A 24,246-nucleotide genomic window follows, 5' to 3' on the forward strand; every position below is an offset into this window, starting at 1 on the left:
GCTCAGTTGCGCTTTTCCAGCACCATCTGGTCGTTGATGCGTGTCATCTGGAACTCGGTCAGAAAGCTGTTGCCCAGCAGCACATAGGGCATGGGCTGCGGGGTGATGATGGCCTCGACCCCGAACACCTCGACATCGCCGATGCGCACTGAGTCCAGCTTCATGCGCCACCCTTGCGCCACACCATTGGCCGTGTTCATGCGCACGGGCTGGCCGTTCTGGTAGTTGAGCCCCATGCGCTCAGCATCCTGCCGCCCGATGGCCACGGTGGAAGCACCGGTGTCCACCATGTACTGCATCACACGCCCGTTGATGGTGCCGCTGTTGATGAAATGCCCACGGCTGTCGGCCATCAATACGACGCGCTTGCCGCTTCCGCCACGGGCGCCAACGCTCACCGGGGCCTCGCCCAGCCGCAGCACGCGTCGCGTGCCATTGACTTCGATGGTGGCTTCTTCTTTGGTGACGGTAATGACCTTGACGCCCTGGTACTCATCCCCAGCACCCACCGCCTTGGGTGGGTTGGCATCCACCACCAGCAAGGCCTTGCTGCCCAGCATGCCCGCCAGCGCCACCGCCTGCGCATGAGCCCAGGACGGAGCCAAGCACAGAGCAACCAGCGCGGCCAGGGCAAAGGAGTGGATCGTCATTCGTTGATGGCGCTGTGCGCCTCCCCCGTACTTCGGAACTGGCGCGGCCCAGGCGAGGGAAGCCAAGCAAGGGCCGCCTCGCAGCGAGGGCGTCGTCCCCCTGGAGGGGGAAGGCGCGAAGCGACTCAGGGGGGGCGCCATCTCAATCGCGGAAGTTGTCGAACGACAGGGGAACGTCCGTTACATCCTTGCGGATCAGCGCCATGGCCGCCTGCAGGTCGTCGCGCTTGGCACCCGTCACGCGCACCTTGTCCTCCTGGATGGCCGCTTGCACCTTGAGCTTGCTTTCCTTCATGAGCTTCTGGATCTTCTTGGCCAGCTCGCTCTCGATGCCGTTGCGCACCTTGATGACCTGCTTGACCTTGTCGCCGCCTATCTTCTGCACATCGCCCATGTCCAGAAAACGCACGTCCACGTTGCGCTTGGTGAGCTTGTTGCGCAGTACATCCTCGATCTGGGTGAGCTGAAAGTCGGCGTCGCCGATCAGCGTGATGTCCTTGTCTTTGATCTCGATGCTGGCCGATGTGCCCTTGAAGTCGAAACGGGTGGCGATTTCCTTGGCGGTGTTCTCGACTGCGTTTTTCACTTCAACCAGGTTGGCTTCACAGACGGTGTCAAAAGATGGCATGGATGGCTCTCAATCTCAGGGAAAACAGCTACAGATCGCAGGAGCCCGAAAGGGCGGGTGCGACAATCGGGCCAATGGTAGTCGAGAAAAACGCCCCTTTGCAGCCCTGGAACACCTTTGGCATTGCTGCGCGTGCCCAAACCCTGGTGCGTGTGCGCTCCGTGTCCGATCTGAAGGCCGTTCTGGCCGATACGGACCTGGCCCCTGCACCCAAGTTTGTGCTGGGCGGTGGCAGCAACATCATCCTGACCGGTGATGTGAAATCTATCGTGCTCAAGATGGAAATCAAGGGGCTGCGCTTGGTGGAGGAAACCCCCAAGGCCTGGATCGTGGAGGCGGGTGCGGGTGAGGTCTGGCACGATGCTGTGGCCTGGACGCTGGCGCGCGGGTTCCCGGGGCTGGAAAATCTGGCGCTCATTCCGGGCACGGTGGGCGCCTCGCCCGTACAGAACATCGGTGCCTATGGCGTGGAGCTCCAGGACCGTTTTGAGTCGCTCGATGCCATCGACCTGGCCACCGGCCAGTCGTTCAGCCTGGATGCCGCGCAGTGCGGCTTTGGCTACCGCGACTCCGTCTTCAAGCATGCGCCGTCTGAAGCACCCGACGGCAGCGGGATGCCGCGCGGCATGGGCCTGGCGGGGCGCGCGGTCATCACCCATGTGCGGTTTCGGCTGCCCAAGCCCTGGAAGCCCGTGCTGGGCTACCTCGATCTGGAGCGCCGCCGCGCCGAGGCGGGCGTGGAGCACCCCAGTGCCCAGCAGATTTTTGACTGGATCTGCGACATTCGCCGCGCCAAGCTGCCCGACCCTGCCGTGGTGGGCAACGCAGGCAGCTTCTTCAAGAACCCCACGGTGTCGCCCGACCAGTGCGCCGACATCATCGCGCGCGAGCCCAAGATCGTGCATTACCCCATGCCCGACGGCAGCATCAAGCTGGCGGCGGGCTGGCTGATTGATGCCTGCGGCTGGAAGGGCAAGTCCATCGGCAAGGCGGGGGTGTACGAAAAGCAGGCCTTGGTGCTGGTCAACCGGGGGCACGGCGCCGACAGCGTGACGGGCGGCGAGGTGATGACCCTGGCCAAGGCCATCCAGACCAGCGTGTACGAGCGCTTTGGCATCCGGCTGGAGCCCGAGCCGGTGGTGGTTTAGACCAGCAGCCAACCTTCCCCGCAAAGAAAAAAGCCACCGTTTCCGGTGGCTTTGCTCATATATATGTAGCTGCTAGCGCTTGATGGGTAAGCGCTAGAGCCATTTTTGACCCATATTCTGGGCCCAAGGTTTACTTGCGGTCGTTTTCCAGCTGCGCCAGTGCCGCGTTGCCACCCAGCGACAGCAGGCCAGCGCGCGAATACACACCCAGCTTGTCGCGCGTGTCCGAGATGTCCAGGTTGCGCATGGTCAGCTGGCCAATCCGGTCCAGCGGGCTGAAAGGCGCGTCTTCCACCTTCTCCATCGACAGGCGTTCGGGCGCGTAGGTCAGGTTGGGCGATTCGGTGTTCAGCAGCGAATAGTCGTTGCCACGGCGCAGTTCCAGCGTCACGGTGCCGGTCACGGCGCGGGCCACCCAGCGCTGGGCGGTTTCGCGCAGCATGATGGCCTGGGGGTCGAACCAGCGGCCCTGGTACAGCAGGCGGCCCAGCTTGAGGCCATTCATGCGGTACTGCTCGATGGTGTCTTCGTTGTGGATGCCCGTCACTAGGCGCTCGTAGGCGATGTGCAGCAGCGCCAGGCCCGGGGCTTCGTAGATGCCGCGGCTCTTGGCTTCGATGATGCGGTTTTCGATCTGGTCGCTCATGCCCAGGCCGTGGCGGCCGCCGATACGGTTGGCTTCGAGGATCAGCTCCACCGGGTCGTTGAACTCCAAGCCGTTCAGGGCGACGGGCTGGCCTTCTTCAAAGCGGACCGACACTTCCTCGGCCTTGACGGCGACTTCTTCCTTCCAGAATGCCACGCCCATGATGGGGTTCACGATGCGGATGCCGCTGGAAAGGAACTCCAGGTCCTTGGCCTCGTGCGTCGCGCCCAGCATGTTGCTGTCGGTGCTGTAGGCCTTCTCGGCGCTCATCTTGTAGCCAAAACCGGCTTGTGTCATGAACGCCGACATCTCGGCGCGGCCGCCCAGTTCGTCGATGAACAACTGGTCCAGCCAGGGCTTGTAGATCTTGAGCGAGGGGTTGGTCAGCAGGCCGTAGCGGTAAAAGCGCTCGATGTCGTTGCCCTTGAAGGTCGATCCGTCGCCCCAGATGTTGACGTCGTCTTCCTTCATCGCCGCCACCAGCATGGTGCCGGTCACAGCGCGGCCCAGGGGCGTGGTGTTGAAGTAGGTGAGGCCGCCAGTGCTGATATGGAAGGCGCCAGCCTGCAGGGCGGCAATGCCTTCGTGCGCCAGTTGGGTGCGGCAGTCCACCAGGCGAGCCTTCTCTGCGCCGTATTCCATGGCCTTGCGCGGAATGGCTTCGTAGTCGGGCTCGTCGGGCTGGCCGAGGTTGGCGGTGTAGGCGTAGGGCACGGCGCCCTTGAGCTTCATCCAGTGCAGGGCTGCGCTGGTGTCCAGGCCGCCGGAGAATGCAATGCCGACCTTCTGGCCGAGGGGGAGGTTCTGGAGGATGGTTGCCATGAAATGCTTCTCAAAAATGATAGCTGCTTGCGCTTTATAGATAAGCGCTAGAGGCCAAAATCAATCAAATTCCAGCCGAATGCGCAGTCGAACGATCAGCCGAAATGGCAGATGTAGTGGTAGGCCTCGGTCACGCGGATGTCGAACTTCGAGTTGCCGGGCACGCTGAACTTGTCGCCCGCCGAAGACTTGACCCAGGCGTCGGTGCCGTCCAGCTTGTATTCGCAGGATCCGGCCACGCATTCCATGATCTCGGGCGCGCCGGTGTTGAAGGTCAGCGTTGCGGGCAGTACCACGCCCACCGACTTCTTGGTGCCGTCGGCAAACGTGATGCCGTGGCTCACGCACTTGCCGTCAAAGTACACATTGGCCTGGGTGGTGACGGACACGCCGTCAATTTTTTCGGTGGTCATGGGTGCGCTGGATAAGGTAGAGGGAAACCCGGGATTTTAGGGCAGGGGGCGGGGAGCGCCGCTACAGCGGGCCTCTGAAAAATCCCCATCAGCCGTTGGGCGCAAAAAAAAAGAGCCCCGAAGGGCTCTTGGTGATGCTGGCATGCCGAGGCTTAGCGCCAGTACGGGTTGCGGTGGTGCGGGTAATAAGGACGGCTGTCGTAGCCGTACTCGATCACCGTGACGGGCGGCGTCACATAAGTGGGCTGCTGCTGGTACACCGGTTGCGCAGGGTAGGTCGAGGTCACCACGCCCGGCTGGCTGTACACACCTTGTGAGGCGTAAGGATCAGGCTGGGTGGAATAGGTCTGGCCTGCAGGCTGCACGCTCAGCGGGATCCAGCGGCCTGGATCGTTCTGGGTGCGGGTGGTGTACTGGCGCCCTGCATATTCATACACCACGTCGTAGCCCACTGTGCGATTCTCGTAGTACGTCTCGGTCGTGCAGCGCTGTACGTTCTGGTACTGCGGCTGGCCACCTTCGATCTGGTTGCCGATCACGGCGCCACCGATCAGGCCAATGGCTGTGGCGGCGGCGCGGCCACTGCCTTTGCCAATGGCGTTGCCGGCTGCGCCACCCGCAATCGCGCCCATCACGGCGCCTGCTCCGGTGGTGCGGTTACCGCTATAGACGGTCTCGTTTCCACACACCTGCTGCGGCGTCGCGACCTGCTGGACGATGGGGGTGGCCGAGAGCACGCGGCCCTGTTCCTGGGCGCTGGCCATGGTGGCGATGGCTGCCATGGCGGAAAAAATGACGATCTTTTTCATGGAGAAACTCCTTTCGGGTCGGTACATAACGCACCAGACTGCAGAAAAGTTTAGGCCCGCACGGTCAATTCAGGGCCTGCCCGCCGTAAATCTGCGTAAAGATTTGTGCAATTTCTCCGGTCATGGCGATTGATTCACGTGCCGGTTCAGGTGCCTGCAGCCCGTCCCAACCACATCTGCCATTGGTCGGGAGCAAAACCCACGGAAATGTGCACCTGGCCACCGTGCTGCCACTCCACCACCGGGCGTTTGATGACGCTAGGTTGGGCCTGCATCAGGGCGCTGGCGCTATCGTCGTTGGTGACAGCTGCCTGGGTTTGCGCGTCCAGCTTTCGCCATGTGGTCCCCTGCCGATTGACCAGTTTTTGCCAGCCTGCTGCCGCCGTCCAGTCGGGCAGGCGGTGGGCGGGCACCCCTTGTTTCTTGAAGTCGTGAAACTGGTAGTCCACGCCGTGTTCAGTCAACCAGGTGCGGGATTTCTTGACGGTGTCGCAGTTGGGTATACCGTAAACGGTGATGAGTGAGGTTGTCATGCCGCGCATCATCCTCGAACTTGTGGCTGGGCGACAATCCCGCCCTGTATGCATACCAAAATCCACACTCTGGAAGGCTGGCTCCGCCACTGCGAGCAGCTTCATCCCCGCAACATCGAAATGGGCCTGGACCGTGTCCGTGAAGTGGCACGCCGCATGGTGCTGCGGTTTGACTGCCCCGTGATCACCGTGGCGGGCACCAATGGAAAAGGCTCTACCTGCGCCATGCTGGAGGCGGTGGCGCAGCAGGCGGGCTACCGCACAGGCGTGTACACGTCGCCCCACCTGGTGCATTTTGAGGAGCGCTGCCGCGTTCACGGTGAAATTGTCAATGCTTCTGATTTGATAGCGCACTTCGAAGCTGTGGAAAGCGCCAGGGTCCAAAATGGCAATGAAATCTCCCTCACCTACTTCGAATTCACGACGCTGGCCATCCTGCGCCTCATGAGCCATGCGCGGCTGGACTTGGCCATCCTCGAAGTGGGGCTCGGCGGGCGCCTGGATGCCACCAACGTCATTGATGCCGACTGCGCCATCATCACCAGCATCGACATCGACCACACTGAATTCCTGGGACCAGACCGCGAGAGCATCGGCCGGGAGAAGGCCGGCATCATGCGCACGGGCCGCCCGGTGATCGTGGGCGATCCGATGGCTCCCCAGAGTGTCATCGACCATGCGCTGGAAATCGGTGCCGACCTGTGGCGCTTCGGCAAGGATTTCAATTTCTCGGGCGACAAACAGCAGTGGAGCTGGGCAGGGCGGGGCCGCCGTTATGCGGGGCTGGCCTATCCGTCGCTGCGCGGCGCCAACCAGCTGATCAATGCCTCGGGCGTGCTGGCCGCGCTGGAGGCCCTGCGCGAGCGCATTCCCGTCACGGCCCAGGCGGTGCGCAACGGGCTGGCATTGGTGGAGCTGCCGGGGCGGTTCCAGATCGTGCCAGGCCAGCCTACGCTGGTGCTCGACGTGGCGCACAACCCGCATTCAGTGGCTGCACTCACTGCCAATCTGGATGCCATGGGGTTTTTCCCCACGACGCATGCGGTGTTCGGCGCCATGGCCGACAAGGACCTGGGGCCCATGCTGGCCAAGGTCGGCCCGCTGGTAGACCGCTGGTATTTTACCAACCTGCCGACCCCGCGCGCCGAGACTGCCGCCGTCCTGCAGCAGAAGTGGAACGCCGTGCAGATGGTGGCGGGCGGGCGCCGCGATGTGACCTCCAGTCTGCACGCAGACCCCATGGAGGCCCTGGAGGCGGCGGTGGCCGCAGCAGACCCCGCTGATAGAATCGTGGTCTTTGGCTCGTTTTACACGGTGGGTGGTGTTCTGATCAACGGAACACCTCGCCTGCACGCCAAACATCTGGGCCAATAGACAGGTTCTGAGGTCCGAACGAGTCGTTACTCCATGGCATTTTTCAAGTTTCGGTGGCCCGGTCAGGGTGAACAAGCTCAGGCCGAAAAGCCGTCCAAGCGCCCGCGCACCCCGCAGGCCGAGAGCATCGAGGTGATGCGGCGGCGTGCTCGCCATCGGTTGATCGGCGCCGCAGTGCTGGTGCTGATTGGGGTAATCGGTTTCCCCATGCTGTTTGACACCCAACCCCGGCCGATTCCGGTGGATATTCCCATCGAGATCCCCGACCGCAACAAGGTGGCGCCCTTGGTGGTGCCCGCTCCGGTTGCTGAGGCGCCAGGGGCTGCCAAGCCTTCGACACCGTCTTCGCAGGACGTGGCCACCGCACCGCGCCCCACGCCCCAGCGCAGCAACAACGCGGTGGGCAATGGGCTCGCGGATGGCGAGGAACTGGTGCAAGGATCGCGTTCCGCGGCTTCCAAACCCGCCCCTGCAGCGCCAGCCAAACCGGAAATAAAACCCGAACCGAAGCCAGAGCCCAAGCCGCCGGTGCCCAGCGAGCCCAAGCCTGTGCAGCGCCCGGACGAGGCTGCCCGCGCGCGTGCGCTGCTGGAAGGCCGGTCGGCAGAGCCCGCGGCTGCGGCTGCCACTGCAGAGGAAGCCCGGTTCATTGTGCAGGTGGGTGCTTTCGCAGACGCAGACAAAGCCCGTGAAGCGCGTACCAAAGTGGAGCGTGCGGGTATGAAAACCTACACCCAGGTGGTGGACACCAAGGAGGGCAAGCGCACGCGGGTTCGTGTGGGGCCTTTCACCAACCGGGCTGAGGCGGACAAGGCTGCGGCGCGCATCAAGGCGCTGGATCTGTCGGCCTCTGTGCTGACTCTGTAGGCCAGCGCCAAGGGGTTTCTGCATCCATGGCTGCGCTGGACTGGATTTTTGCGGCGGTGCTGCTGGCATCGATGCTCATAGGGGCATGGCGCGGGCTGGTGTTCGAGGTGCTGTCTCTGGTGGGCTGGGTGGTGTCTTTTTTTGTGGCGCAATGGTTTGCCGAGGACATGGCGGCGTTGTTGCCTATGGGCGAGTCAGCCGAAGCATTGCGCTATGCCGCAGGGTTTGTGGTGGTGTTTGTTGCGTCGGTGTTTGCCTGCGGCTTTTTGACATGGCTGGCAAAAAAGCTGGTGGACGCCATCGGCCTGCGGCCTGCAGATCGTACTTTGGGGGCGGCCTTCGGGGTGTTGCGCGGGGTGGTTTTGCTGCTGGCGGTGGCCGTGGTGGCGGGCCTCACGCCCCTGCACGAAGCCTTGTGGTGGCAGGAGTCCCAAGGGGCCCCGGTGCTGGCTGAAGTGCTTCGGGGCTTGAAACCGGCGCTGCCGGAAGAATTTGGAAGGCATCTGCCTTCCTGATAGCGATGCGGTTGCGGCCAGAAGCCGTTGCCGCTGGGTTGCCGCGGGGCTGTTCCCGCAAACGGATGGAATACAACTATGTGTGGAATCGTCGGCGTCGTCAGTCCAGCGCCCGTCAATCAGCTGATCTATGACGCCTTGCTGCTCTTGCAGCACCGTGGTCAGGACGCAGCGGGCATCGTGACCCAGCAGGGCCGCAAGTTTTTCATGCACAAGGCCAAGGGCATGGTGCGCGATGTGTTTCGCACGCGCAACATGCGCGCGTTGCCTGGCAATGTGGGTCTGGGCCAGGTCCGCTACCCCACCGCAGGCAACGCCTACAGCGAAGAAGAGGCGCAGCCGTTCTATGTCAATGCACCGTTCGGCATCGTGCTGGTGCACAACGGCAACCTGACCAATGCGCGCGAACTTCGCACCGAGCTGTTCCTGACGGACCACCGCCATACGAACACGGAAAGCGATTCTGAAGTTCTGCTGAATGTGTTCGCGCACGAGCTGGAGCGCGCCACCCGGGGTGTGCCGCTGCAGCCTGAAGACGTCTTCACTGCGGTACGTGCGGTACACAAACGCATCAAGGGCTCTTATGCCGTGATCGCGCTGATAGCAGGCCACGGCCTGCTGGCCTTCCGCGACCCGCACGGCATTCGCCCGCTGGCCATGGGGCGCAGCCAGGATGGAACTGTGATGGTGGGCAGCGAATCGGTCGCCCTGGAGGGCACATCGCATGTGTTCGAGCGCAACATCGACCCCGGCGAGGCGATCTTCATCACACTCGACGGACAGGTGCATGCCCGCCAATGCGCCGAAAACCCGCAGCTCAACCCCTGCATCTTCGAATTCGTGTACCTGGCGCGCCCGGACTCGGTGCTCGACGGCATTTCGGTGTACCAGGCGCGTCTGAACCTGGGCGAGGCCCTTGCCAAGCGCGTGGTGTCTACCGTGCCACCCAACGAAATCGACGTGATCATCCCGATCCCCGAGTCCAGCCGCCCCAGTGCCACGCAATTGGCTCACCTGCTGGGCATCCCATACCGCGAAGGCTTCGTCAAGAACCGCTATGTGGGCCGGACCTTCATCATGCCGGGGCAGGGTGTGCGCAAGAAGTCGGTGCGCCAGAAGCTCAATGTGATCGGCAGCGAGTTCAAGGGCCGCAACGTGTTGTTGGTGGACGATTCCATCGTGCGTGGCACCACCAGCCGCGAGATCGTGCAGATGGCACGTGACGCCGGCGCGCGCAAGGTGTACCTTGCCAGCGCTGCACCGCCGGTGCGTTACCCCAACGTGTACGGTATTGACATGCCCACCAGCAGCGAACTGGTGGCCCATGGCCGCACCGTGGAAGAGATTCGCCAGGCGATTGGCTGCGACGCACTGATTTATCAGGATGTGGACGGCATGAAAAAGACGGTGGGCGCCCTCAATAGCGCCATCGTAGGGTTTGATGCGTCCTGCTTTGATGGTGTTTATGTGACCGGAGACATTACCGCCGAGGGCATCGCCAGCCTGAACGAGGGGCGGGTGGGGGTGGAGGAGGGAGAGGAAGACACCTCCCGCCTGGCGCTGCCGAATGCCCAAGAGGTTTAGGCATAGGATCGTTGCAGGTCGCCTTGTCCTGGATGGCGACCTGGCAGCAAGCTTTGCCCCCGCTCTCTGGATTGATTGAATCTTGAAACTGGCCCCGCGAGGGCCAGAACTTATTGACATGACTGATACCACTGCTTCCGGCGCGGGCCGCGTGCGCACCCGTTTTGCCCCGTCTCCCACGGGATTTATCCACCTGGGCAACATCCGCTCTGCGCTGTACCCCTGGGCGTTTGCCCGTGCTACGGGCGGCGATTTCATCCTGCGCATTGAAGACACGGACCTGGAGCGTTCCAGCCAGGCGGCGGTAGACGTGATCATCGAAGGCATGGCATGGCTCGGGCTGGACCACGACGAAGGCCCGTTCTACCAAATGCAGCGCATGGACCGCTACAAGACTGTGTTGGCAGAGCTGCAGGCCGCAGGCCATGTGTATCCCTGCTACATGAGCGTGGCCGAACTGGATGCCTTGCGAGAGAAGCAGATGGCCGCCAAGGAAAAGCCCCGCTATGACGGCACCTGGCGCCCCGAGGCTGGAAAAACCCTGCCGCCCGTGCCCGAGGGGGTATTGCCCGTGCTGCGTTTCAAGAACCCGCAAGGCGGTGTGGTGGCGTGGGACGACAAGGTCAAAGGCCGCATCGAGATCAGCAATGACGAGCTCGACGATCTTGTGATTGCGCGCCCGGACGGAACACCCACCTACAACTTCTGTGTGGTGGTGGACGATATCGACATGGCCATCACCCACGTGATCCGGGGTGACGACCACGTGAACAACACGCCGCGCCAGATCAATATCTTCCGCGCTCTGGGCAAGGAGCCGCCGGTGTATGCCCACCTGCCCACCGTGCTCAACGAGCAAGGCGAGAAGATGAGCAAGCGCAACGGTGCCAAGCCCGTCACGCAGTACCGCGATGAGGGCTATCTGCCAGATGCCATGGTGAACTACCTGGCGCGCTTGGGCTGGAGCCACGGCGACGATGAGATCTTCAGCCGCGAGCAATTCCTGCAGTGGTTCAACCTCGACCACCTGGGTCGCAGTGCGGCCCAGTTCGACGAAGCCAAGCTGCGGTGGGTGAACGCCCAGCACCTCAAAGCCATGGCCGACGATGCACTGGCCGCGCTGGTGGCGCCTCAGCTGCAGCAGCGGGGTGTATCTGCCGAAGCGCTGGCAGATGGACGGCTTGCGCGGATTTGCGCCTTGTTCAAGGATCGCTGCGACACCACAGTGGCGCTCGCCGATTGGGCGCATGTCTTCTACGGTGAAGTAACGCCCGTGGATGCGGAGCGCAGCCAGCACGTTACCGAAGCCATTGCACCCGCGCTGGATGCTTTGGCCGATGCGCTGTCGGCCTGTGCATGGGACAAGGCTTCCATCAGCGCTGCGTTTAAGCAGGTGCTGGCTAGCCAGGGCATGAAGATGCCCCAGCTGGCCATGCCCGCACGGGTGCTGACCGTGGGTACGGCCCACACGCCCTCGGTGGATGCCGTGCTGGAATTGGTCGGTCGTGAAAAAGTTGTAGCGCGTTTGCGAAACCGCTAAAAATCTGTCTATAATTCAAGGCTCAGATGATGACAACAAACACAGTGTGTTTCGAGTCATTAAGTGGGGGTATAGCTCAGCTGGGAGAGCGCTTGCATGGCATGCAAGAGGTCATCGGTTCGATCCCGTTTACCTCCACCAAAGTTTGTTAACGGTTAGTTCCAAGGTTTTGACCCTATCGTCTAGAGGCCTAGGACATCACCCTTTCACGGTGAGTACCGGGGTTCGAATCCCCGTAGGGTCGCCAAGTTGTAGCGCTTGGCTTGTGTTGAAAAGATGCAAGCAAAAGCTGCCTGCCAGGAGTGGTAGTTCAGTTGGTTAGAATACCGGCCTGTCACGCCGGGGGTCGCGGGTTCGAGTCCCGTCCACTCCGCCAGTCAAAACCCTTGCAGGTCTTTGATGTGCAAGGGTTTTTCTTTGGTGTAAGCCAGAGAAATTTTGGGGGTATAGCTCAGCTGGGAGAGCGCTTGCATGGCATGCAAGAGGTCATCGGTTCGATCCCGTTTACCTCCACCAAAGTTTGTTAACGGTTAGTTCCAAGGTTTTGACCCTATCGTCTAGAGGCCTAGGACATCACCCTTTCACGGTGAGTACCGGGGTTCGAATCCCCGTAGGGTCGCCAAGTTGTAGCGCTTGGCTTGTGTTGAAAAGATGCAAGCAAAAGCTGCCTGCCAGGAGTGGTAGTTCAGTTGGTTAGAATACCGGCCTGTCACGCCGGGGGTCGCGGGTTCGAGTCCCGTCCACTCCGCCAGTCATCAACCGCTGCAGTCGCAAGGCTGCAGCGGTTTTTTTGTTTTTGTGCCTGCGGTCCCCCATTTGTGGCTGAAAATGGGTTGTGCAAGAATGTGTAACAACATGGCCGCACTGAGGGTGGGGCACATCAAAGAGACAAGGTGCCCATGACACCCTCACGGTGGCAGATCCATTCCCAACATATCGCCAGCTTCAGAAGTGTGGCGCCGGTGTTGTGGCTGCTGACCGGGGCGGCGATTGCCGCCTGCGCGTATTTCTCGATGGCGACTCCCGAACGAGTGCGGCATTTCCTGGTACTTCACCAGGGGCTGGAAACGCTCTCTATTGTGGTGTCGGCACTGGTCTTTGCGGTGGGCTGGAAGGCGCACAGCATCAATCCTCAGCGGAACGTGTTCATCCTCGCCTGCGGGTTTTTGGGTGTGGCCCTGCTGGATTTTTCGCACATGCTGTCGTATGCTGGCATGCCCGATTACGTCACGGCCAATTCGGTGGCCAAGGGCATCAATTTCTGGCTGCCTGCGCGTTACCTGGTGGCTGTAAGCCTGCTGTGGGCGCTGGGGCTGCACTGGCATGCGCCTGGGGATTCGGCATCTGCGGGGCCAGGGCGATTTGCCGTGCTGGCGCTGGTCCTGGGCGTTGTTGGAGCGGTTCACGTGCTGGTTTTCTGGTACCCGCACTGGTATCCCGAAACCTACGGATCAACAGGTCTTACCCCGTTCAAGATTGCGGCTGAATATGGCGTGATTGCCTTGTATGCCGGGTCGCTGGTGCTCCTGCTGCGTCTGGCGAGAGAGCGTACATCGTTTGATGTGGCTCGCCTCTTCGCGGCGGTCTGGCTCATGGCCCTGAGCGAGTTCTTTTTCACTTTCTACGTTACCGCCACGGACCCTTTCAACCTGCTGGGCCATGTCTACAAGGTGGTGGGTTACTACTATCTGTACCGGGCCATTTTTGTGGGCACTATTGAGGCGCCATACCGCGCATTGAAGCAGTCCGACAAGGCCTTGCGTGCGGTGCTGGACGCGGTTCCCGATCTCATGTTCGAGGTGACGCGCGGTGGTCGTTATGTCGAGATCCATACGCGCCAGCCCGAGTTGCTGCTGTTGCCGGCCGAACAGGTTCTGGGTCGCACCATTCACGACATTCTTCCACCGCAGGCTGCTGCGGTGGCACAGCGTGCCATTGACGCGGCTGCCGAGCACGGGGTTGCCCGTGATTTCCAGTACACACTCGATCTGCCAGATGGCAAGCACTGGTTCGAACTCTCCGTGGCCCGCAAAGTGATGGATGAGGCGTCAGAGGCGCATTTTGTGGTGTTGTCCCGTGACATCACGCAGCGGGTGCAGACGCTCGATACTTTGCGCAAACTGCGCCATGCCGTAGAGCAGGCTCCCAATTCGATCTTCATCGCTGGAGCCGACGGCAACATTGAATATGTGAATCCGGCTTTTTCCGTCACCACCGGATACAGCCTCGCCGAAGTTGTCGGGCGCAACCCGCGTCTGCTCAGCGCGGGGGGAACCCCGCTGTCTGTTTATGCCGACCTTTGGGCGCATCTGTCATCGGGGCGTGCCTGGCGCGGCGAGTTTCTCAACCGCCGCAAGGACGGTCGTGAGTACTATGAGTCGGCCATCATTTCGCCGCTGCACGATGAGCAAGGGCGGATCACGCACTACCTGGCCGTGCAAGAAGATGTGACCGAACGCAAGCGCGATGAAGAGCGTATCCGCAAGCTGGTCAACTTTGATGCGCTGACGGGCTTGCCCAACCGTACGATGTTTGCGTCGCGGTTCAGCCAGGCGCTTGCGCTGACCCAGCGCAGCGGACAGCATCTTGCATTGCTGTACCTGGATCTGGACCATTTCAAGAATGTCAATGACTCCCTGGGTCACCAGGTGGGCGATGAGTTGCTGGTGGAGATCGCACACCGACTGCAGCTGGTGCTGCGCGAGGAAGATACCGTGTCGCGCCCTGGGGGAGACGAGTTCATCATCGTGCTGCCATTGGCGGATGCGCAGCATGCCGCCCATGTGGCCGAGAGCCTGCAGTCCGAGGTGCGCCGGGTCTGCAGGTTGGGCCACCATGAGCTGGTGGTGACGTCGTCCATCGGCATTGCTTTGTATCCAGAGGATGGCCGCGAGTTTGAAACCCTGGCACAGCGTGCCGATGCGGCGATGTTCCGTGCCAAGGAGACGGGGCGTGACACCTACCGGTTTTTCTCTGCCGATATGCAAGCCCATTCATTGCGGGTGTTGCAGATAGAAAATGCGTTGCGCAGTGCGGTGGTGCAAAACCAGTTGGCGTTGCACTACCAGCCCCAGATCCGTTTGCGCGACCGCAGGCTCACCGGGGTTGAGGCATTGCTGCGCTGGACCCATCCGGAGCTCGGCTTGATCAGCCCCGCAGAGTTCATCCCCGTGGCGGAAAGCAGTGGGCAGATTCTGGGCATTGGGGAATGGGTATTGCGCACGGCATTGGCACAGGCACGCGCGTGGTGCGAAGCGGGCCATACCGGGTTCACGGTGGCGGTCAATCTGTCGATGGTTCAGTTTCGCCATCCCGGTTTGGTCGAGATGGTGCAGCAGGCACTGGCTGACAGCGGGGTGTCGCCTCAGATGCTGGAGCTGGAGCTGACCGAGAGCATTGCCATGGACGCCCCCGAAAAGGTGATCGCCATTGTCCAGCAGCTGTTCGACCTGGGGGTGCAGCTGTCCATTGACGACTTTGGCACAGGCTACTCGTCGTTCAGCTACATCCAGCGCCTGCGGGTTCACAAGCTCAAGATTGACCAGTCCTTCGTGCGCCATCTTGGCGAGGATGGCAGCGCCCAACACATCGTGCGCGCCATCATCGGCTTGGCGCAGAGCCTCGACCTGGAGTCCATCGCCGAAGGGGTCGAGACGGCCACGCAGTGTGAAGCTTTGCTATCTTTGGGTTGCAATACCGGCCAGGGGTATTACTTCAGTCGGCCGGTTCCGGCGGCGCAACTGGATGCCTGGATGACAGAGCGTCGCGTCACCCTGGTCTGAGAGCCTGCTTATGACCATGCGAAACCGTGAACAGGCTGCTGATGACAGCCGTCTAACTTCCTGGCAATGACAACCTCCTTCTCAGGAGGTGCGAAAGGTAGAAGTTTGAAGAAAATGGCCCGTAGCGCTTTATATGAAAGCCTTGTATGCTATATATTTAATAGCAAATAAGGTGTGACGCTGTCAGCGCCACAGGCCATTGTTTCAGCGTGGTGCCAAGCGGATGGCACCGTCGAGGCGAATCACTTCGCCATTGAGCATGTCGTTCTCAAAGATGTGCTGCACCAGCTTGGCATAGTCCTGCGGCGTGCCCAGGCGGCTAGGGAAGGGCACACCAGCGGCAAGCGCGTCCTGCACTTCTTGCGGCATGCCAAACAGCATCGGTGTGCCGAAGATGCCGGGGGCAATCGTCATATTGCGGATGCCGTTGCGCGCCAAGTCGCGGGCGATCGGCAGGGTCATGCCGACCACGCCGCCCTTGGATGCGGCATAGGCTGCCTGGCCAATTTGGCCGTCATACGCCGCGACGCTGGCCGTCGAGATCAGCGCACCGCGCTCCCCGGTGGATTCGGGTTCGTTCTTGCTCATGGCTTCGGCGGCCAGGCGGATCATATTGAAGCTGCCGATCAGGTTGACCGTGATGGTCTTGCTGAACAGCGCGAGGGCATGGGCGCCGTTCTTGCCCACCGTTTTCTCTGCGGGGGCAATGCCAGCGCAGTTGACCAGGCCCATGAGCTTGCCCAGCGAAACCGCCTTGGCCACTACCGCCTGGCCATCGGCCTCGTTGCTCACATCACATTTCACAAAGGCACCGCCGATCTCCTTGGCCACGGCTTCGCCTTTTTCGGCCTGCATGTCGGCGATGACCACGATGCCGCCCTGGGCCGCCAGCATGCGTGCCGTACCTTCACCCAGGCCCGATGCGCCGCCGGTGACGATGAATACCTTGCCCTTGATGTCCATGTGCTGTCTCCTGTAAGTGACGTTAACGTAAACGTCAATTATGGCGCATCGAGGCCGACTTTCTGCAGGCGAAAAAAAGCCCGGCCAGGCCGGGCTTGTCAGGAGCCGGGCGGGCTTACTGGAAGCCGACGCGGTCCAGCATCTGCTGCACCTTCGTGGTGTTGGCACCCACTGCGCTGATAGGAATGGTCTCGCTCTTGAAAGGCTGTCCACCCGTCATGGCCTTGAGGGCAGGGTTGTCCAGGGTCACACCCTTTGCGGCAGGCCACTCGTTGTTGCCATTGGCAAAGTAGTTCTGCGCTTCAGGGCTGGCCAGGTATTCCAGAAACTTGACCGCGTTGGCCTGGTTCTTGGAGTGCTTGGCCACAGCGCCGCCCGCGATGTTCAGGTGGGTGCCCCAGGATTCCTGGTTGGGGAACACCACGCCCACCTTGTTCACCACAGCCACATCTTCAGGCTTGGTAGAACGCATCATGCGGGCCAGGTAGTAGCTGTTGGTCACGGCGATATCGCATTCGCCAGCAGCCACTGCCTTGATCTGGTCCGTGTCCCCACCTTTGGGAGGGCGCGCCAGGTTGGCCACCAGGCCCTTGAGCCAGGCCTCGGCCTTCTGCTCGCCCATGTGCTCTGTCACGGCGCCAAAAAGGCTCAGGTTGTAGGGGTGCGAGCCGGAGCGGATGCACAGCTTGCCCTTGTTTTTGGGGTCGCCCAGCTCTTCGTACGTATCGACGTCCGCCTTTTGCATCTTGACCTTGTTGTAGACGATCACGCGGGCGCGGGTGGAAAGACCGAACCAGGCGATGCCGCCGTCAGCGGCTGGCTTGCTGCGCAGGTTGGCGGGGATGGCGTCATTCAGCACCTTGGACTGGATGGGCTGGAAGAGACCGTCCACTTCGCCCTTGTAAAGACGTGCGGCGTCCACCAGCAGGATCACGTCCGCTGGCGAGGCAGCGCCCTCGGCCTTCAGGCGCGCCAGGATGCCGGCGTCGTCGGCATCCACGCGGTTGATCTTGATGCCAGTGGCCTTGGTGAAGCCGCTGTACAGCGCTTCGTCGGTGGAGTAGTGGCGGGCCGAGTAGAGGTTGACGACTTGTTCCTGGGCATGGACAACGCCTGCAGCGGCGGCCAGGGCACAAGCACTCAGCAAGGCTTTCACAGTCTTCGACATGGATGCATCTTTCGGGGTTGTAACTCCGCCAATGATAAAGCAAACACGAATTATTCTTAATAAATGCCCGAGAGAGAGCGGGATTTGGTGCAAGCGTCTGATGCAGCGCAAAGGCGAGTCTGCACGTCGGGAAGGACGGGGCGGGAATTTCCGACAAGGCCCGCCACAACTGGGGCTCGTCGCCCGCGGAACCGGCCGCTGAAGCCGCGCAGAGCCAGTTCCAGTGCGCTGCGCGAAGGTCCAGGCAAAAAAAAGCCCGGTCATGAACCGGGCTTTAAAAGGATCCCTGAAACGGGGGTTTCGAGAGGATCCAAGGAGACAACTGGTGCACTGCAGAGGGTGTCCGCAGCGCGTGGTTGAATTATCAGGGTATTCCCTGAATGCGGCCTAGAGGTTTCACTCCAGACCGCAGGTACTGGACTTAGCGCTTGCGGGGAGCCGCAGTCTTGGCGGCGTTGGCAGCGGTATTGGCCACGGCGTTGAAGTTGGCTTCGGCTACATCAGACGCTTGCTTGACGGCCTTTTGAACGGATTCAAAAGCGTTGTTGGCAGCGGAGACGGCGCTCTTCATCACGGCCACAGCGGTTTCGGAGCCGGCAGGTGCGTTCTTGGCGGCGCTGTCGACCAAGTTGGTGAAGCTCTTCTGAGCATCAGCAGCTTGCGATTCAAAAGCCTTGCCGAATTCGGCGCCGGTGCCCGAAGCGATGTCATACAGGTGACGGCTGTAGGCGGCGGTCTTTTCAGCCAGGGGCTGGAACAGGCCAGCTTGCAGGGCCAGCAGTTCTTGTGCGTCCTTCACGCCCAGGACAGCCTGGGTGTGGGTAGCGGCTTCCGACAGAGCGGCGCGCGAAGCGGTCACGTTCAGTTCAACCAGCTTTTCCACGCCTTCGAAGGCCTTGGTGGTCAGACCAAACAGGGTTTCGATGTTGGCTTTGTGCGAGGCCAGGATTTGTTCAGCGGTCAGCGTCATGTCATATCTCCTAAAAATGAGGGCCTTGAAGGCCAGGTGGTTCACAGACATCTGCGCTGGCCCTGACTCGGTAAGTCATGTTGCAGTGCAGCATGGGTTGAATTTTAGGGGCTTCGTTCGCGATTGCAAGGGTTTTTTTGTTGCGGTGCAGCAAATTAGGGACGGCCACCCAGAAATCCGCCCTTCGCCACAATCGCGTCATGCACGCCTACTACGCAGACCATTTTGTGCTGCCCTTGCCCGAAGGCCATCGGTTTCCCATGGCCAAGTACAGACTGCTGCGCGACCGGATTGCGCAGCACCTGCCCGGGGTCTCGCTCCAGGTGGCCATGCCCGCATCCGACCGCGAATTGGCGCTGGCCCATGCGCCCGACTACATTGATGCGATTGCCGACGGCACGCTGCCGCCCCCGGCCCAGCGCGAGATTGGATTCCCCTGGAGCGAGGCCATGGCCGAGCGCGCGCGGCGCTCTGTGGGCGCTACCGTGGCCGCAAGCCGCGTGGCACTGCACGAAGGGGTGGCGGGCAACCTTGCGGGGGGCACGCACCATGCCTATGCCGACAAGGGCAGCGGGTTTTGTGTGTTCAACGACGTGGCGGTGGCCGCCCGGTTGATGCAGGTGGAATGGGCGCGGGGAGGCGGCGGGCGCACCGCCCGGCCGCTCCAGGTGGCGGTGATTGACCTGGATGTGCACCAGGGCAACGGCACGGCGCACATCTTCCGGGGAGACCACAGCGTGTTCACGCTGTCGCTGCACGGGGCCCGCAACTTTCCGTTCCGCAAGGAGCCCAGCGACCTCGATGTCGAGCTGCCCGATGGCTGCACGGACCCTGACTATCTACAGGCCCTGGAGCAGGCGCTCGATACCCTGGAGCAGCGGTTTGCGCCCCAGCTCATCTTCTATCTGGCAGGTGCCGACCCCCATGAGGGTGACCGCCTGGGGCGGCTGGCGGTGACGCACGACGGGCTGGAGGCGCGCGACCGGCGTGTGTTCGACTGGGCGTGGCAGCGGCGCATCCCCCTGGTTTTTGCCATGGCCGGAGGTTACGGCCGCAACCTGGACGACACGGTGTTGGCCCAGCTCAACACCTGGCGCGTGGCCTGGCAGTACCACCAGCGCTGGCAGAATGTGCGGCCATGACTTTTGCCGCCAGCACCACCCCTGCCGCTGCGTCCGCACCGGCCGCCCGCCCGTCCCCGCAGCCGCGCAGCGCCTACCAGGCCTTTCGCTCCATCACCACACGCTGGGCCGACAACGACGTGTATGGCCATGTGAACAACGTCGTGTACTACAGCTGGTTTGACACTGCGGTCAATGCCCACCTGATCGACCAAGGCGTGCTCGATATCCATGCGGGCGGCACCATTGGCCTGGTGATCGAAACCCAGTGCAATTACTTTGCCCCGCTGGCGTTTCCGCAAACGGTGGAGGCGGGCATCCGCGTGGCACGGCTGGGCGGCTCCAGCGTCAGGTATGAGGTGGGCCTGTTTGCCCAAGGCGAGCCGCTGACCGCTGCCGCTGGCCATTTCATCCATGTGTATGTGGACCGCGAAACCCGCCGGCCGGTGCCCGTGCCCGAGGCGCTGCGCACCGTGCTGCAGGCTCTGGTGGTGCCCGGCTGACCGCGTGCAAATTGCGTGATATGGTTTTGATAGCGCGTAACGCAACACAGATAAGCGCTGGCGCACCACAGGGCACTTAACCAGGCCAGGCGCTGTGCGGCGGCTGAAACCTGGCTGACGCCGCTGGCCTTGCGCGGTACCAGGGTCCCCGATGGCCTACACTTTGTGGCTTCGTTGCCCGGTCTGAGGCCTTGGGAACGTGTTCGCGATTTCTGAGGCTTGCCCTGTCCATGATCATCACCAGCCTGCTCGACACCGACCTGTACAAGTTCACCATGATGCAGGTCGTGCTGCACCAGTTTCCGGGGGCGCAGGTCGAATACAAGTTCAAGTGCCGCAACCCCGGCGTGCAACTGGCACCGTTTGCCAACGAAATCCGCGACGAGATCCGGTCGCTGTGTTGCCTGCAGTTCCAGGATGCCGAACTGGCCTACCTGCGATCCCTGCGTTTCATCAAGAGCGACTTCGTGGATTTTCTCGGGCTGTTCAAGCTCAACGAGAAATACATCACCGTCACGCCCCAGCACAACGGCGAGATCGAAATCTCCATCCGGGGGCCGTGGCTGCACACCATCCTGTTCGAGATCCCGGTGTTGGCCATCGTCAATGAGGTCTACTTTCGCAACACGCAGAAAGTGCCCGACTTCCTGGAAGGCCGCCGCCGCCTGGATGCCAAGATTGCGCTGCTGCAGGGTGACGGCCTGTCGGATCTCAAGATTGCCGACTACGGCACGCGCCGGCGTTTTAGCCGCGCCTGGCACGAAGAAGTGCTGCGTGTGCTGGTGGCCCGCCTGGGCACGGGCGACCGCCGTCCCGGCGCCCCCGCAGGGCCCGGCCAGTTTGCGGGCACGAGCAACGTGCTCTATGCCATGAAGCTGGGCGTGACGCCGCTGGGCACCATGGCGCATGAATATCTGCAGGCCTGCCAGGCGCTGGGCCCGCGCCTGCGCGACAGCCAGGTCTTTGGCTTTGAAATGTGGGCCAAGGAGTACCGGGGGGACCTGGGCATTGCGCTGTCGGACGTCTACGGTATGAGCGCCTTCCTGCGCGACTTTGACCTTTACTTTTGCAAGCTGTTTGACGGCGCGCGGCATGACAGCGGCGATCCGTTCGCCTGGGGCGAGCGCCTTTTGGAACACTACCGCAAGAACCGCGTGGACCCGCTGACCAAGACGCTGATCTTCAGCGACGCGCTCACGGTGCCGCGCACCATCGAGCTGTACCAGCAGTTCCGAGGCCGCTGCCAGCTGGCGTTTGGAATTGGCACCAATCTCACCAATGACCTGGGCAGCCCGCCGGCGCACGAGCCGCTGCAGGTGGTCATCAAGATGACGCGTTGCAACGACCAGCCTGTGGCCAAGCTGTCGGACACGCCGGGCAAGGGCATGTGTGATGACGAGAAATACCTCGCATACCTGCGGCAGGTGTTTGATATCCCTGCGACAGCGTAGCCGCGCTGGCGCGCGGAAGCGCCCACAGGTTCCGTGATGTTCCGTGAAGTGCCGCGATGTGCTGTGAAGTACGTCAAACCGCCGTGAGGCGCACCGATTTTTATAACTGGATGGAGACACAACCCATGAAACTCTCGCGCGGGCTGGCAGTGGCCGGTCTTTTGGCGGCACTGCCCGGCTGGGCCCTGGCCGCCGACATCGATGGCAGCACGCTGTCCGTCCTCTGGGGCGTTCCATTCGCGGGCATTCTGCTGTCGATTGCCCTCATGCCGCTCCTGGCGCCGATCTTCTGGCACCACCACTTTGGCAAGGTGGCGGCAGCCTGGGGGCTGGCGTTTCTGGTGCCGTTTGCCATCACATTCGGCCCCGGCATGGCGGGCGTGAGTCTGGTGCATGCGCTGGTGGCGGAGTACATCCCGTTTGTGATCCTGCTGACTGCGCTGTTCACGGTGGCGGGCGGGATTTTCATTCGCGGCAACCTGCACGGCAGCCCGGGGCTCAACACCACCATCCTGGCCATTGGCGCCGTGCTGGCCAGCTTCATGGGCACCACCGGGGCGTCCATGCTGCTGATCCGCCCCCTGATCCGCGCCAACGACAACCGCAAGCATGTGGCGCATGTGGTGGTGTTCTTCATCTTCATCGTGTCCAACGCCGGGGGCTCGCTCACGCCGCTGGGCGATCCGCCGCTGTTCCTGGGCTTCCTGAAGGGCGTGGATTTCTTCTGGACGGTGAGCCACATCTTCCAGGAAACGCTTTTCCTCGTGGGTGCGCTGCTGGCCATCTTCTTTGTGCTCGATTCCTGGTACTACCGCCGCAGCGAAGAGGTGGTCACGGCCGACCCCACACCCGACAGCCGGGCCATCGGCTTTGATGGCAAGGTCAACTTTGCCCTGCTGGGCGTGGTGGTGGCGCTGGTGCTGGTCAGCGGTTTCTGGAAGTCGTCGGTGGTGTTCAACATCGCGGGCACCGACGTTGGCCTGCCTGGCATCGTGCGCGACGTCGGTTTGGTCTTCGTCACCTTTGTATCCCTGTGGCTCACGCCCAAGAAGGTGCACGAAGACAACCAGTTCGGCTGGGGGCCGATGCAAGAGGTGGCCAAGCTGTTTGCGGGCATCTTTCTCACCATCATCCCGGTCATCGCCATGCTCAAGGCGGGCGTCAACGGCCCGTTTGGCGCCGTTGTGTCGGCCGTGACCCGCGCAGATGGTTCGCCCGACCCGGCCATGTACTTCTGGGCCGCGGGCGCGCTCAGCTCCTTCCTCGACAACGCCCCCACCTACCTCGTGTTTTTCAACACTGCCGGTGGCGACCCTGCCGTGCTGATGACCACCCTTGCGCCCACGCTGGCTGCCATCTCGGCAGGGGCCGTGTTCATGGGGGCCAACACCTACATCGGCAACGCACCCAACCTCATGGTCAAGGCCATCGCCGAAGACCGGGGCGTGAAGATGCCGAGCTTCTTTGGCTACATGCTGTGGTCGGGGGGCATCCTGGTGCCGCTGTTTGTCGTCATGACTTTCATCTGGTTTAGGTAGTGACCATCCCCTTGAGCGGCGCGCCGCTTCCCCCTTCTCTCATCGCTGCGCGATGGGAAGGGAGACGCCACCAGTGCGGCGGGGCTGCCCTTGCACGGTGGCCGCTGGTGCGGGCCGCGCCAGTTGCAAGGTAGGGCAGCCGTATCGATACATTGGAGACTGAAGATTCATGAGCAAACCCCGCATCCTGGTCGCCCGAGCTATCTTTCCCGACATCGTGGACCGCCTGCGCGCGCACTTCGACGTGGAGGACAACCCCGACGACGTGATCTGGACCCCAGCCGAGTTGGCCGCGCGCTTGGCGGACAAGGACGGAGTGCTGACCACCGGCAGCCAGCGCGTGGATGCCGCGTTACTGGCTGCGGCGCCGCGTCTCAAAATCTGCGCCAACATGGCCGTGGGCTACAACAACTTTGATGTGGACGCGATGACGGCGGCGGGCGTGTTGGGCACCAACACCCCCGACGTGCTGACCGAGACCACGGCCGACTTCGGCTTTGCGCTCTTGATGGCCACGGCGCGCCGCATGACCGAGAGCGAGCATTACCTGCGCGCTGGCAAGTGGACGAAGTGGAGCTACGACATGTTCGCGGGCAGCGACATCCACGGCAGCACGCTGGGCATCATCGGCATGGGTCGCATCGGGCAGGGCATTGCCAAGCGCGGCGCGCACGGCTTTGGCATGAAGGTGGTTTATCACAACCGCTCGCGCCTGTCGGCTGACCTGGAAGCCGAATGCAAGGCCACCTACGTGGGCAAGGAAGACTTGCTGCGCACGGCCGACCATGTGGTGCTGGTGGTGCCGTACAGCGCAGCCTCGCACCACACCATTGGCGCGGCCGAACTGGCGCTGATGAAGCCCACGGCCACCCTGATCAACATTGCGCGTGGCGGCATTGTGGACGACGCGGCGCTGGCCGTGGCGCTGCGCGAAGGCCGCATTGCCGCGGCGGGCCTGGATGTGTTTGAGGGTGAGCCCAGCGTGCACCCCGACCTGCTCACCGTGCCCAACGTGGTGCTCACGCCCCACATCGCCAGCGCCACGGTGCCCACGCGCCGCGCCATGGCCAACCTGGCGGCGGACAACCTGATCGCCTTTTTGGGCGGGCGTGCCCCCCTCACTCCGGTGAACCAGCCCGTGCCTGGCCTGCGGGCGCAGTAACGCCGGATTTATTAAGAGAAATTGGCCGCTAGCGCTTTATAGATAAGCGCTAGCAGCTA

General features: G+C 62.2%; 21 protein-coding genes and 6 tRNA genes. 18 read left to right on the forward strand and 9 right to left on the reverse strand.

Annotation, left to right across the window (positions count from 1 at the left end):
• Window positions 1-2 precede the first annotated feature (2 nt).
• Together C8C93_RS04780 and C8C93_RS04785 are read right to left on the reverse strand one after the other, a co-directional pair.
• Window positions 3-650, reverse strand: a complete 648-nt coding sequence (locus C8C93_RS04780; protein WP_121420436.1) for a TIGR02281 family clan AA aspartic protease — start codon at window positions 648-650, stop codon at window positions 3-5.
• A gap of 142 nt (window positions 651-792) precedes the next feature.
• Window positions 793-1,278: a YajQ family cyclic di-GMP-binding protein gene (locus tag C8C93_RS04785; protein ID WP_055402590.1), complete on the reverse strand. Its 486-nt coding sequence runs from the start codon at window positions 1,276-1,278 to the stop codon at window positions 793-795.
• Window positions 1,279-1,352: 74 nt separating this feature from the next.
• Between C8C93_RS04785 and murB the strand changes: the two genes are divergently transcribed.
• Complete coding sequence (gene murB, locus C8C93_RS04790; protein WP_121506083.1) at window positions 1,353-2,426, forward strand: UDP-N-acetylmuramate dehydrogenase; 1,074 nt, start codon at window positions 1,353-1,355, stop codon at window positions 2,424-2,426.
• Between the two features lie 130 nt (window positions 2,427-2,556).
• Here murB and argG read toward each other — a convergent pair whose 3' ends face one another.
• From argG to C8C93_RS04810, 4 genes are all read right to left on the reverse strand, one after another.
• On the reverse strand, window positions 2,557-3,894 hold the full coding sequence (gene argG, locus C8C93_RS04795; protein ID WP_121506084.1) for an argininosuccinate synthase: 1,338 nt from the start codon (window positions 3,892-3,894) through the stop codon (window positions 2,557-2,559).
• A gap of 95 nt (window positions 3,895-3,989) precedes the next feature.
• The gene (locus C8C93_RS04800; protein ID WP_121506085.1) at window positions 3,990-4,307 is read right to left on the reverse strand and encodes a pyrimidine/purine nucleoside phosphorylase; all 318 of its coding nucleotides are present in this window, start codon (window positions 4,305-4,307) and stop codon (window positions 3,990-3,992) included.
• A 152-nt stretch (window positions 4,308-4,459) separates the two neighbouring features.
• Window positions 4,460-5,116, reverse strand: coding sequence for a glycine zipper 2TM domain-containing protein (locus C8C93_RS04805; protein ID WP_121420433.1), 657 nt, complete (start codon window positions 5,114-5,116; stop codon window positions 4,460-4,462).
• A gap of 146 nt (window positions 5,117-5,262) precedes the next feature.
• Window positions 5,263-5,649 carry an ArsC family reductase gene (locus C8C93_RS04810; RefSeq protein ID WP_121508656.1) on the reverse strand — a complete coding sequence of 129 codons (387 nt, stop codon included), beginning with the start codon at window positions 5,647-5,649 and terminating at the stop codon, window positions 5,263-5,265.
• A gap of 48 nt (window positions 5,650-5,697) precedes the next feature.
• On the opposite strand from C8C93_RS04810, the gene folC reads away from it, so the two are divergent.
• The 12 genes from folC (at window position 5,698) to C8C93_RS04870 (ending at window position 15,311) form a co-directional block, all read left to right on the forward strand.
• A complete protein-coding gene (folC, locus tag C8C93_RS04815; protein ID WP_055402580.1) occupies window positions 5,698-7,023 on the forward strand; it encodes a bifunctional tetrahydrofolate synthase/dihydrofolate synthase in 1,326 nt (441 codons plus the stop codon).
• Between the two features lie 33 nt (window positions 7,024-7,056).
• Window positions 7,057-7,890, forward strand: a complete 834-nt coding sequence (locus C8C93_RS04820; RefSeq protein ID WP_121506086.1) for an SPOR domain-containing protein — start codon at window positions 7,057-7,059, stop codon at window positions 7,888-7,890.
• 26 nt (window positions 7,891-7,916) lie between these two features.
• A complete protein-coding gene (locus tag C8C93_RS04825) occupies window positions 7,917-8,405 on the forward strand; it encodes a CvpA family protein (RefSeq protein WP_121420430.1) in 489 nt (162 codons plus the stop codon).
• Window positions 8,406-8,483: 78 nt separating this feature from the next.
• Window positions 8,484-9,989 (forward strand): amidophosphoribosyltransferase, encoded by a 1,506-nt coding sequence (purF, locus tag C8C93_RS04830; protein WP_121506087.1) that lies wholly within the window; start codon window positions 8,484-8,486, stop codon window positions 9,987-9,989.
• Between the two features lie 118 nt (window positions 9,990-10,107).
• Window positions 10,108-11,529, forward strand: coding sequence for a glutamate--tRNA ligase (gene gltX, locus C8C93_RS04835; RefSeq protein ID WP_121506088.1), 1,422 nt, complete (start codon window positions 10,108-10,110; stop codon window positions 11,527-11,529).
• Between the two features lie 65 nt (window positions 11,530-11,594).
• Window positions 11,595-11,670: transfer RNA gene (locus C8C93_RS04840), tRNA-Ala, on the forward strand.
• A gap of 30 nt (window positions 11,671-11,700) precedes the next feature.
• Window positions 11,701-11,776: transfer RNA gene (locus C8C93_RS04845), tRNA-Glu, on the forward strand.
• A gap of 52 nt (window positions 11,777-11,828) precedes the next feature.
• Window positions 11,829-11,905, forward strand: a tRNA-Asp gene (locus C8C93_RS04850).
• A 64-nt stretch (window positions 11,906-11,969) separates the two neighbouring features.
• Window positions 11,970-12,045 (forward strand) — tRNA-Ala (locus tag C8C93_RS04855).
• A gap of 30 nt (window positions 12,046-12,075) precedes the next feature.
• Window positions 12,076-12,151, forward strand: a tRNA-Glu gene (locus tag C8C93_RS04860).
• Window positions 12,152-12,203: 52 nt separating this feature from the next.
• Window positions 12,204-12,280 (forward strand) — tRNA-Asp (locus tag C8C93_RS04865).
• Between the two features lie 148 nt (window positions 12,281-12,428).
• A complete protein-coding gene (locus C8C93_RS04870) occupies window positions 12,429-15,311 on the forward strand; it encodes an EAL domain-containing protein (RefSeq protein WP_121506089.1) in 2,883 nt (960 codons plus the stop codon).
• 204 nt (window positions 15,312-15,515) lie between these two features.
• On the opposite strand, the gene C8C93_RS04875 is transcribed toward C8C93_RS04870, so the two are convergent.
• The 3 genes from C8C93_RS04875 to C8C93_RS04885 all read right to left on the reverse strand — a co-directional run bounded on the left by C8C93_RS04875 (window position 15,516) and on the right by C8C93_RS04885 (window position 18,412).
• The gene (locus C8C93_RS04875; protein ID WP_121506090.1) at window positions 15,516-16,274 is read right to left on the reverse strand and encodes a 3-hydroxyacyl-CoA dehydrogenase; all 759 of its coding nucleotides are present in this window, start codon (window positions 16,272-16,274) and stop codon (window positions 15,516-15,518) included.
• A 115-nt stretch (window positions 16,275-16,389) separates the two neighbouring features.
• Window positions 16,390-17,442, reverse strand: a complete 1,053-nt coding sequence (locus C8C93_RS04880) for an extracellular solute-binding protein (RefSeq protein WP_121506091.1) — start codon at window positions 17,440-17,442, stop codon at window positions 16,390-16,392.
• A gap of 421 nt (window positions 17,443-17,863) precedes the next feature.
• Window positions 17,864-18,412 (reverse strand): phasin family protein, encoded by a 549-nt coding sequence (locus tag C8C93_RS04885; protein WP_055402564.1) that lies wholly within the window; start codon window positions 18,410-18,412, stop codon window positions 17,864-17,866.
• A gap of 200 nt (window positions 18,413-18,612) precedes the next feature.
• On the opposite strand from C8C93_RS04885, the gene C8C93_RS04890 reads away from it, so the two are divergent.
• The 5 genes from C8C93_RS04890 to C8C93_RS04910 all read left to right on the forward strand — a co-directional run bounded on the left by C8C93_RS04890 (window position 18,613) and on the right by C8C93_RS04910 (window position 24,187).
• Window positions 18,613-19,554 (forward strand): histone deacetylase, encoded by a 942-nt coding sequence (locus C8C93_RS04890; RefSeq protein ID WP_121506092.1) that lies wholly within the window; start codon window positions 18,613-18,615, stop codon window positions 19,552-19,554.
• Window positions 19,551-20,036: a thioesterase family protein gene (locus C8C93_RS04895; protein ID WP_121506093.1), complete on the forward strand. Its 486-nt coding sequence runs from the start codon at window positions 19,551-19,553 to the stop codon at window positions 20,034-20,036. Before C8C93_RS04890 ends, C8C93_RS04895 begins: the two co-directional genes overlap by 4 nt.
• A 230-nt stretch (window positions 20,037-20,266) precedes the next feature.
• Window positions 20,267-21,487, forward strand: a complete 1,221-nt coding sequence (gene pncB / locus C8C93_RS04900) for a nicotinate phosphoribosyltransferase (protein WP_121506094.1) — start codon at window positions 20,267-20,269, stop codon at window positions 21,485-21,487.
• A gap of 125 nt (window positions 21,488-21,612) precedes the next feature.
• Window positions 21,613-23,025: a sodium:proton antiporter gene (locus C8C93_RS04905; RefSeq protein WP_121506095.1), complete on the forward strand. Its 1,413-nt coding sequence runs from the start codon at window positions 21,613-21,615 to the stop codon at window positions 23,023-23,025.
• A 169-nt stretch (window positions 23,026-23,194) separates the two neighbouring features.
• Window positions 23,195-24,187 carry a D-glycerate dehydrogenase gene (locus C8C93_RS04910; RefSeq protein WP_055402555.1) on the forward strand — a complete coding sequence of 331 codons (993 nt, stop codon included), beginning with the start codon at window positions 23,195-23,197 and terminating at the stop codon, window positions 24,185-24,187.
• Window positions 24,188-24,246: the final 59 nt, after the last annotated feature.

Source organism: Acidovorax sp. 93 (assembly GCF_003633835.1).
Lineage (GTDB): Bacteria > Pseudomonadota > Gammaproteobacteria > Burkholderiales > Burkholderiaceae_C > Acidovorax > Acidovorax facilis.

Excerpts from the sequence above, each read along its gene's own strand:
- C8C93_RS04895 (WP_121506093.1), top strand. The coding sequence starts at position 19,551 with ATGACTTTTGCCGCCAGCACCACCCCTGCCGCTGCGTCCGCACCGGCC.
- argG (WP_121506084.1), bottom strand. The coding sequence starts at position 3,894 with ATGGCAACCATCCTCCAGAACCTCCCCCTCGGCCAGAAGGTCGGCATT.
- C8C93_RS04890 (WP_121506092.1), top strand. The coding sequence starts at position 18,613 with ATGCACGCCTACTACGCAGACCATTTTGTGCTGCCCTTGCCCGAAGGC.
- gltX (WP_121506088.1), top strand. The coding sequence starts at position 10,108 with ATGACTGATACCACTGCTTCCGGCGCGGGCCGCGTGCGCACCCGTTTT.
- C8C93_RS04885 (WP_055402564.1), bottom strand. The coding sequence starts at position 18,412 with ATGACGCTGACCGCTGAACAAATCCTGGCCTCGCACAAAGCCAACATC.
- pncB (WP_121506094.1), top strand. The coding sequence starts at position 20,267 with ATGATCATCACCAGCCTGCTCGACACCGACCTGTACAAGTTCACCATG.
- C8C93_RS04805 (WP_121420433.1), bottom strand. The coding sequence starts at position 5,116 with ATGAAAAAGATCGTCATTTTTTCCGCCATGGCAGCCATCGCCACCATG.
- C8C93_RS04780 (WP_121420436.1), bottom strand. The coding sequence starts at position 650 with ATGACGATCCACTCCTTTGCCCTGGCCGCGCTGGTTGCTCTGTGCTTG.
- C8C93_RS04875 (WP_121506090.1), bottom strand. The coding sequence starts at position 16,274 with ATGGACATCAAGGGCAAGGTATTCATCGTCACCGGCGGCGCATCGGGC.
- C8C93_RS04870 (WP_121506089.1), top strand. The coding sequence starts at position 12,429 with ATGACACCCTCACGGTGGCAGATCCATTCCCAACATATCGCCAGCTTC.
- C8C93_RS04820 (WP_121506086.1), top strand. The coding sequence starts at position 7,057 with ATGGCATTTTTCAAGTTTCGGTGGCCCGGTCAGGGTGAACAAGCTCAG.
- C8C93_RS04905 (WP_121506095.1), top strand. The coding sequence starts at position 21,613 with ATGAAACTCTCGCGCGGGCTGGCAGTGGCCGGTCTTTTGGCGGCACTG.
- C8C93_RS04810 (WP_121508656.1), bottom strand. The coding sequence starts at position 5,649 with ATGACAACCTCACTCATCACCGTTTACGGTATACCCAACTGCGACACC.
- folC (WP_055402580.1), top strand. The coding sequence starts at position 5,698 with ATGCATACCAAAATCCACACTCTGGAAGGCTGGCTCCGCCACTGCGAG.
- C8C93_RS04785 (WP_055402590.1), bottom strand. The coding sequence starts at position 1,278 with ATGCCATCTTTTGACACCGTCTGTGAAGCCAACCTGGTTGAAGTGAAA.
- C8C93_RS04800 (WP_121506085.1), bottom strand. The coding sequence starts at position 4,307 with ATGACCACCGAAAAAATTGACGGCGTGTCCGTCACCACCCAGGCCAAT.
- murB (WP_121506083.1), top strand. The coding sequence starts at position 1,353 with ATGGTAGTCGAGAAAAACGCCCCTTTGCAGCCCTGGAACACCTTTGGC.
- C8C93_RS04910 (WP_055402555.1), top strand. The coding sequence starts at position 23,195 with ATGAGCAAACCCCGCATCCTGGTCGCCCGAGCTATCTTTCCCGACATC.
- C8C93_RS04880 (WP_121506091.1), bottom strand. The coding sequence starts at position 17,442 with ATGTCGAAGACTGTGAAAGCCTTGCTGAGTGCTTGTGCCCTGGCCGCC.
- C8C93_RS04825 (WP_121420430.1), top strand. The coding sequence starts at position 7,917 with ATGGCTGCGCTGGACTGGATTTTTGCGGCGGTGCTGCTGGCATCGATG.
- purF (WP_121506087.1), top strand. The coding sequence starts at position 8,484 with ATGTGTGGAATCGTCGGCGTCGTCAGTCCAGCGCCCGTCAATCAGCTG.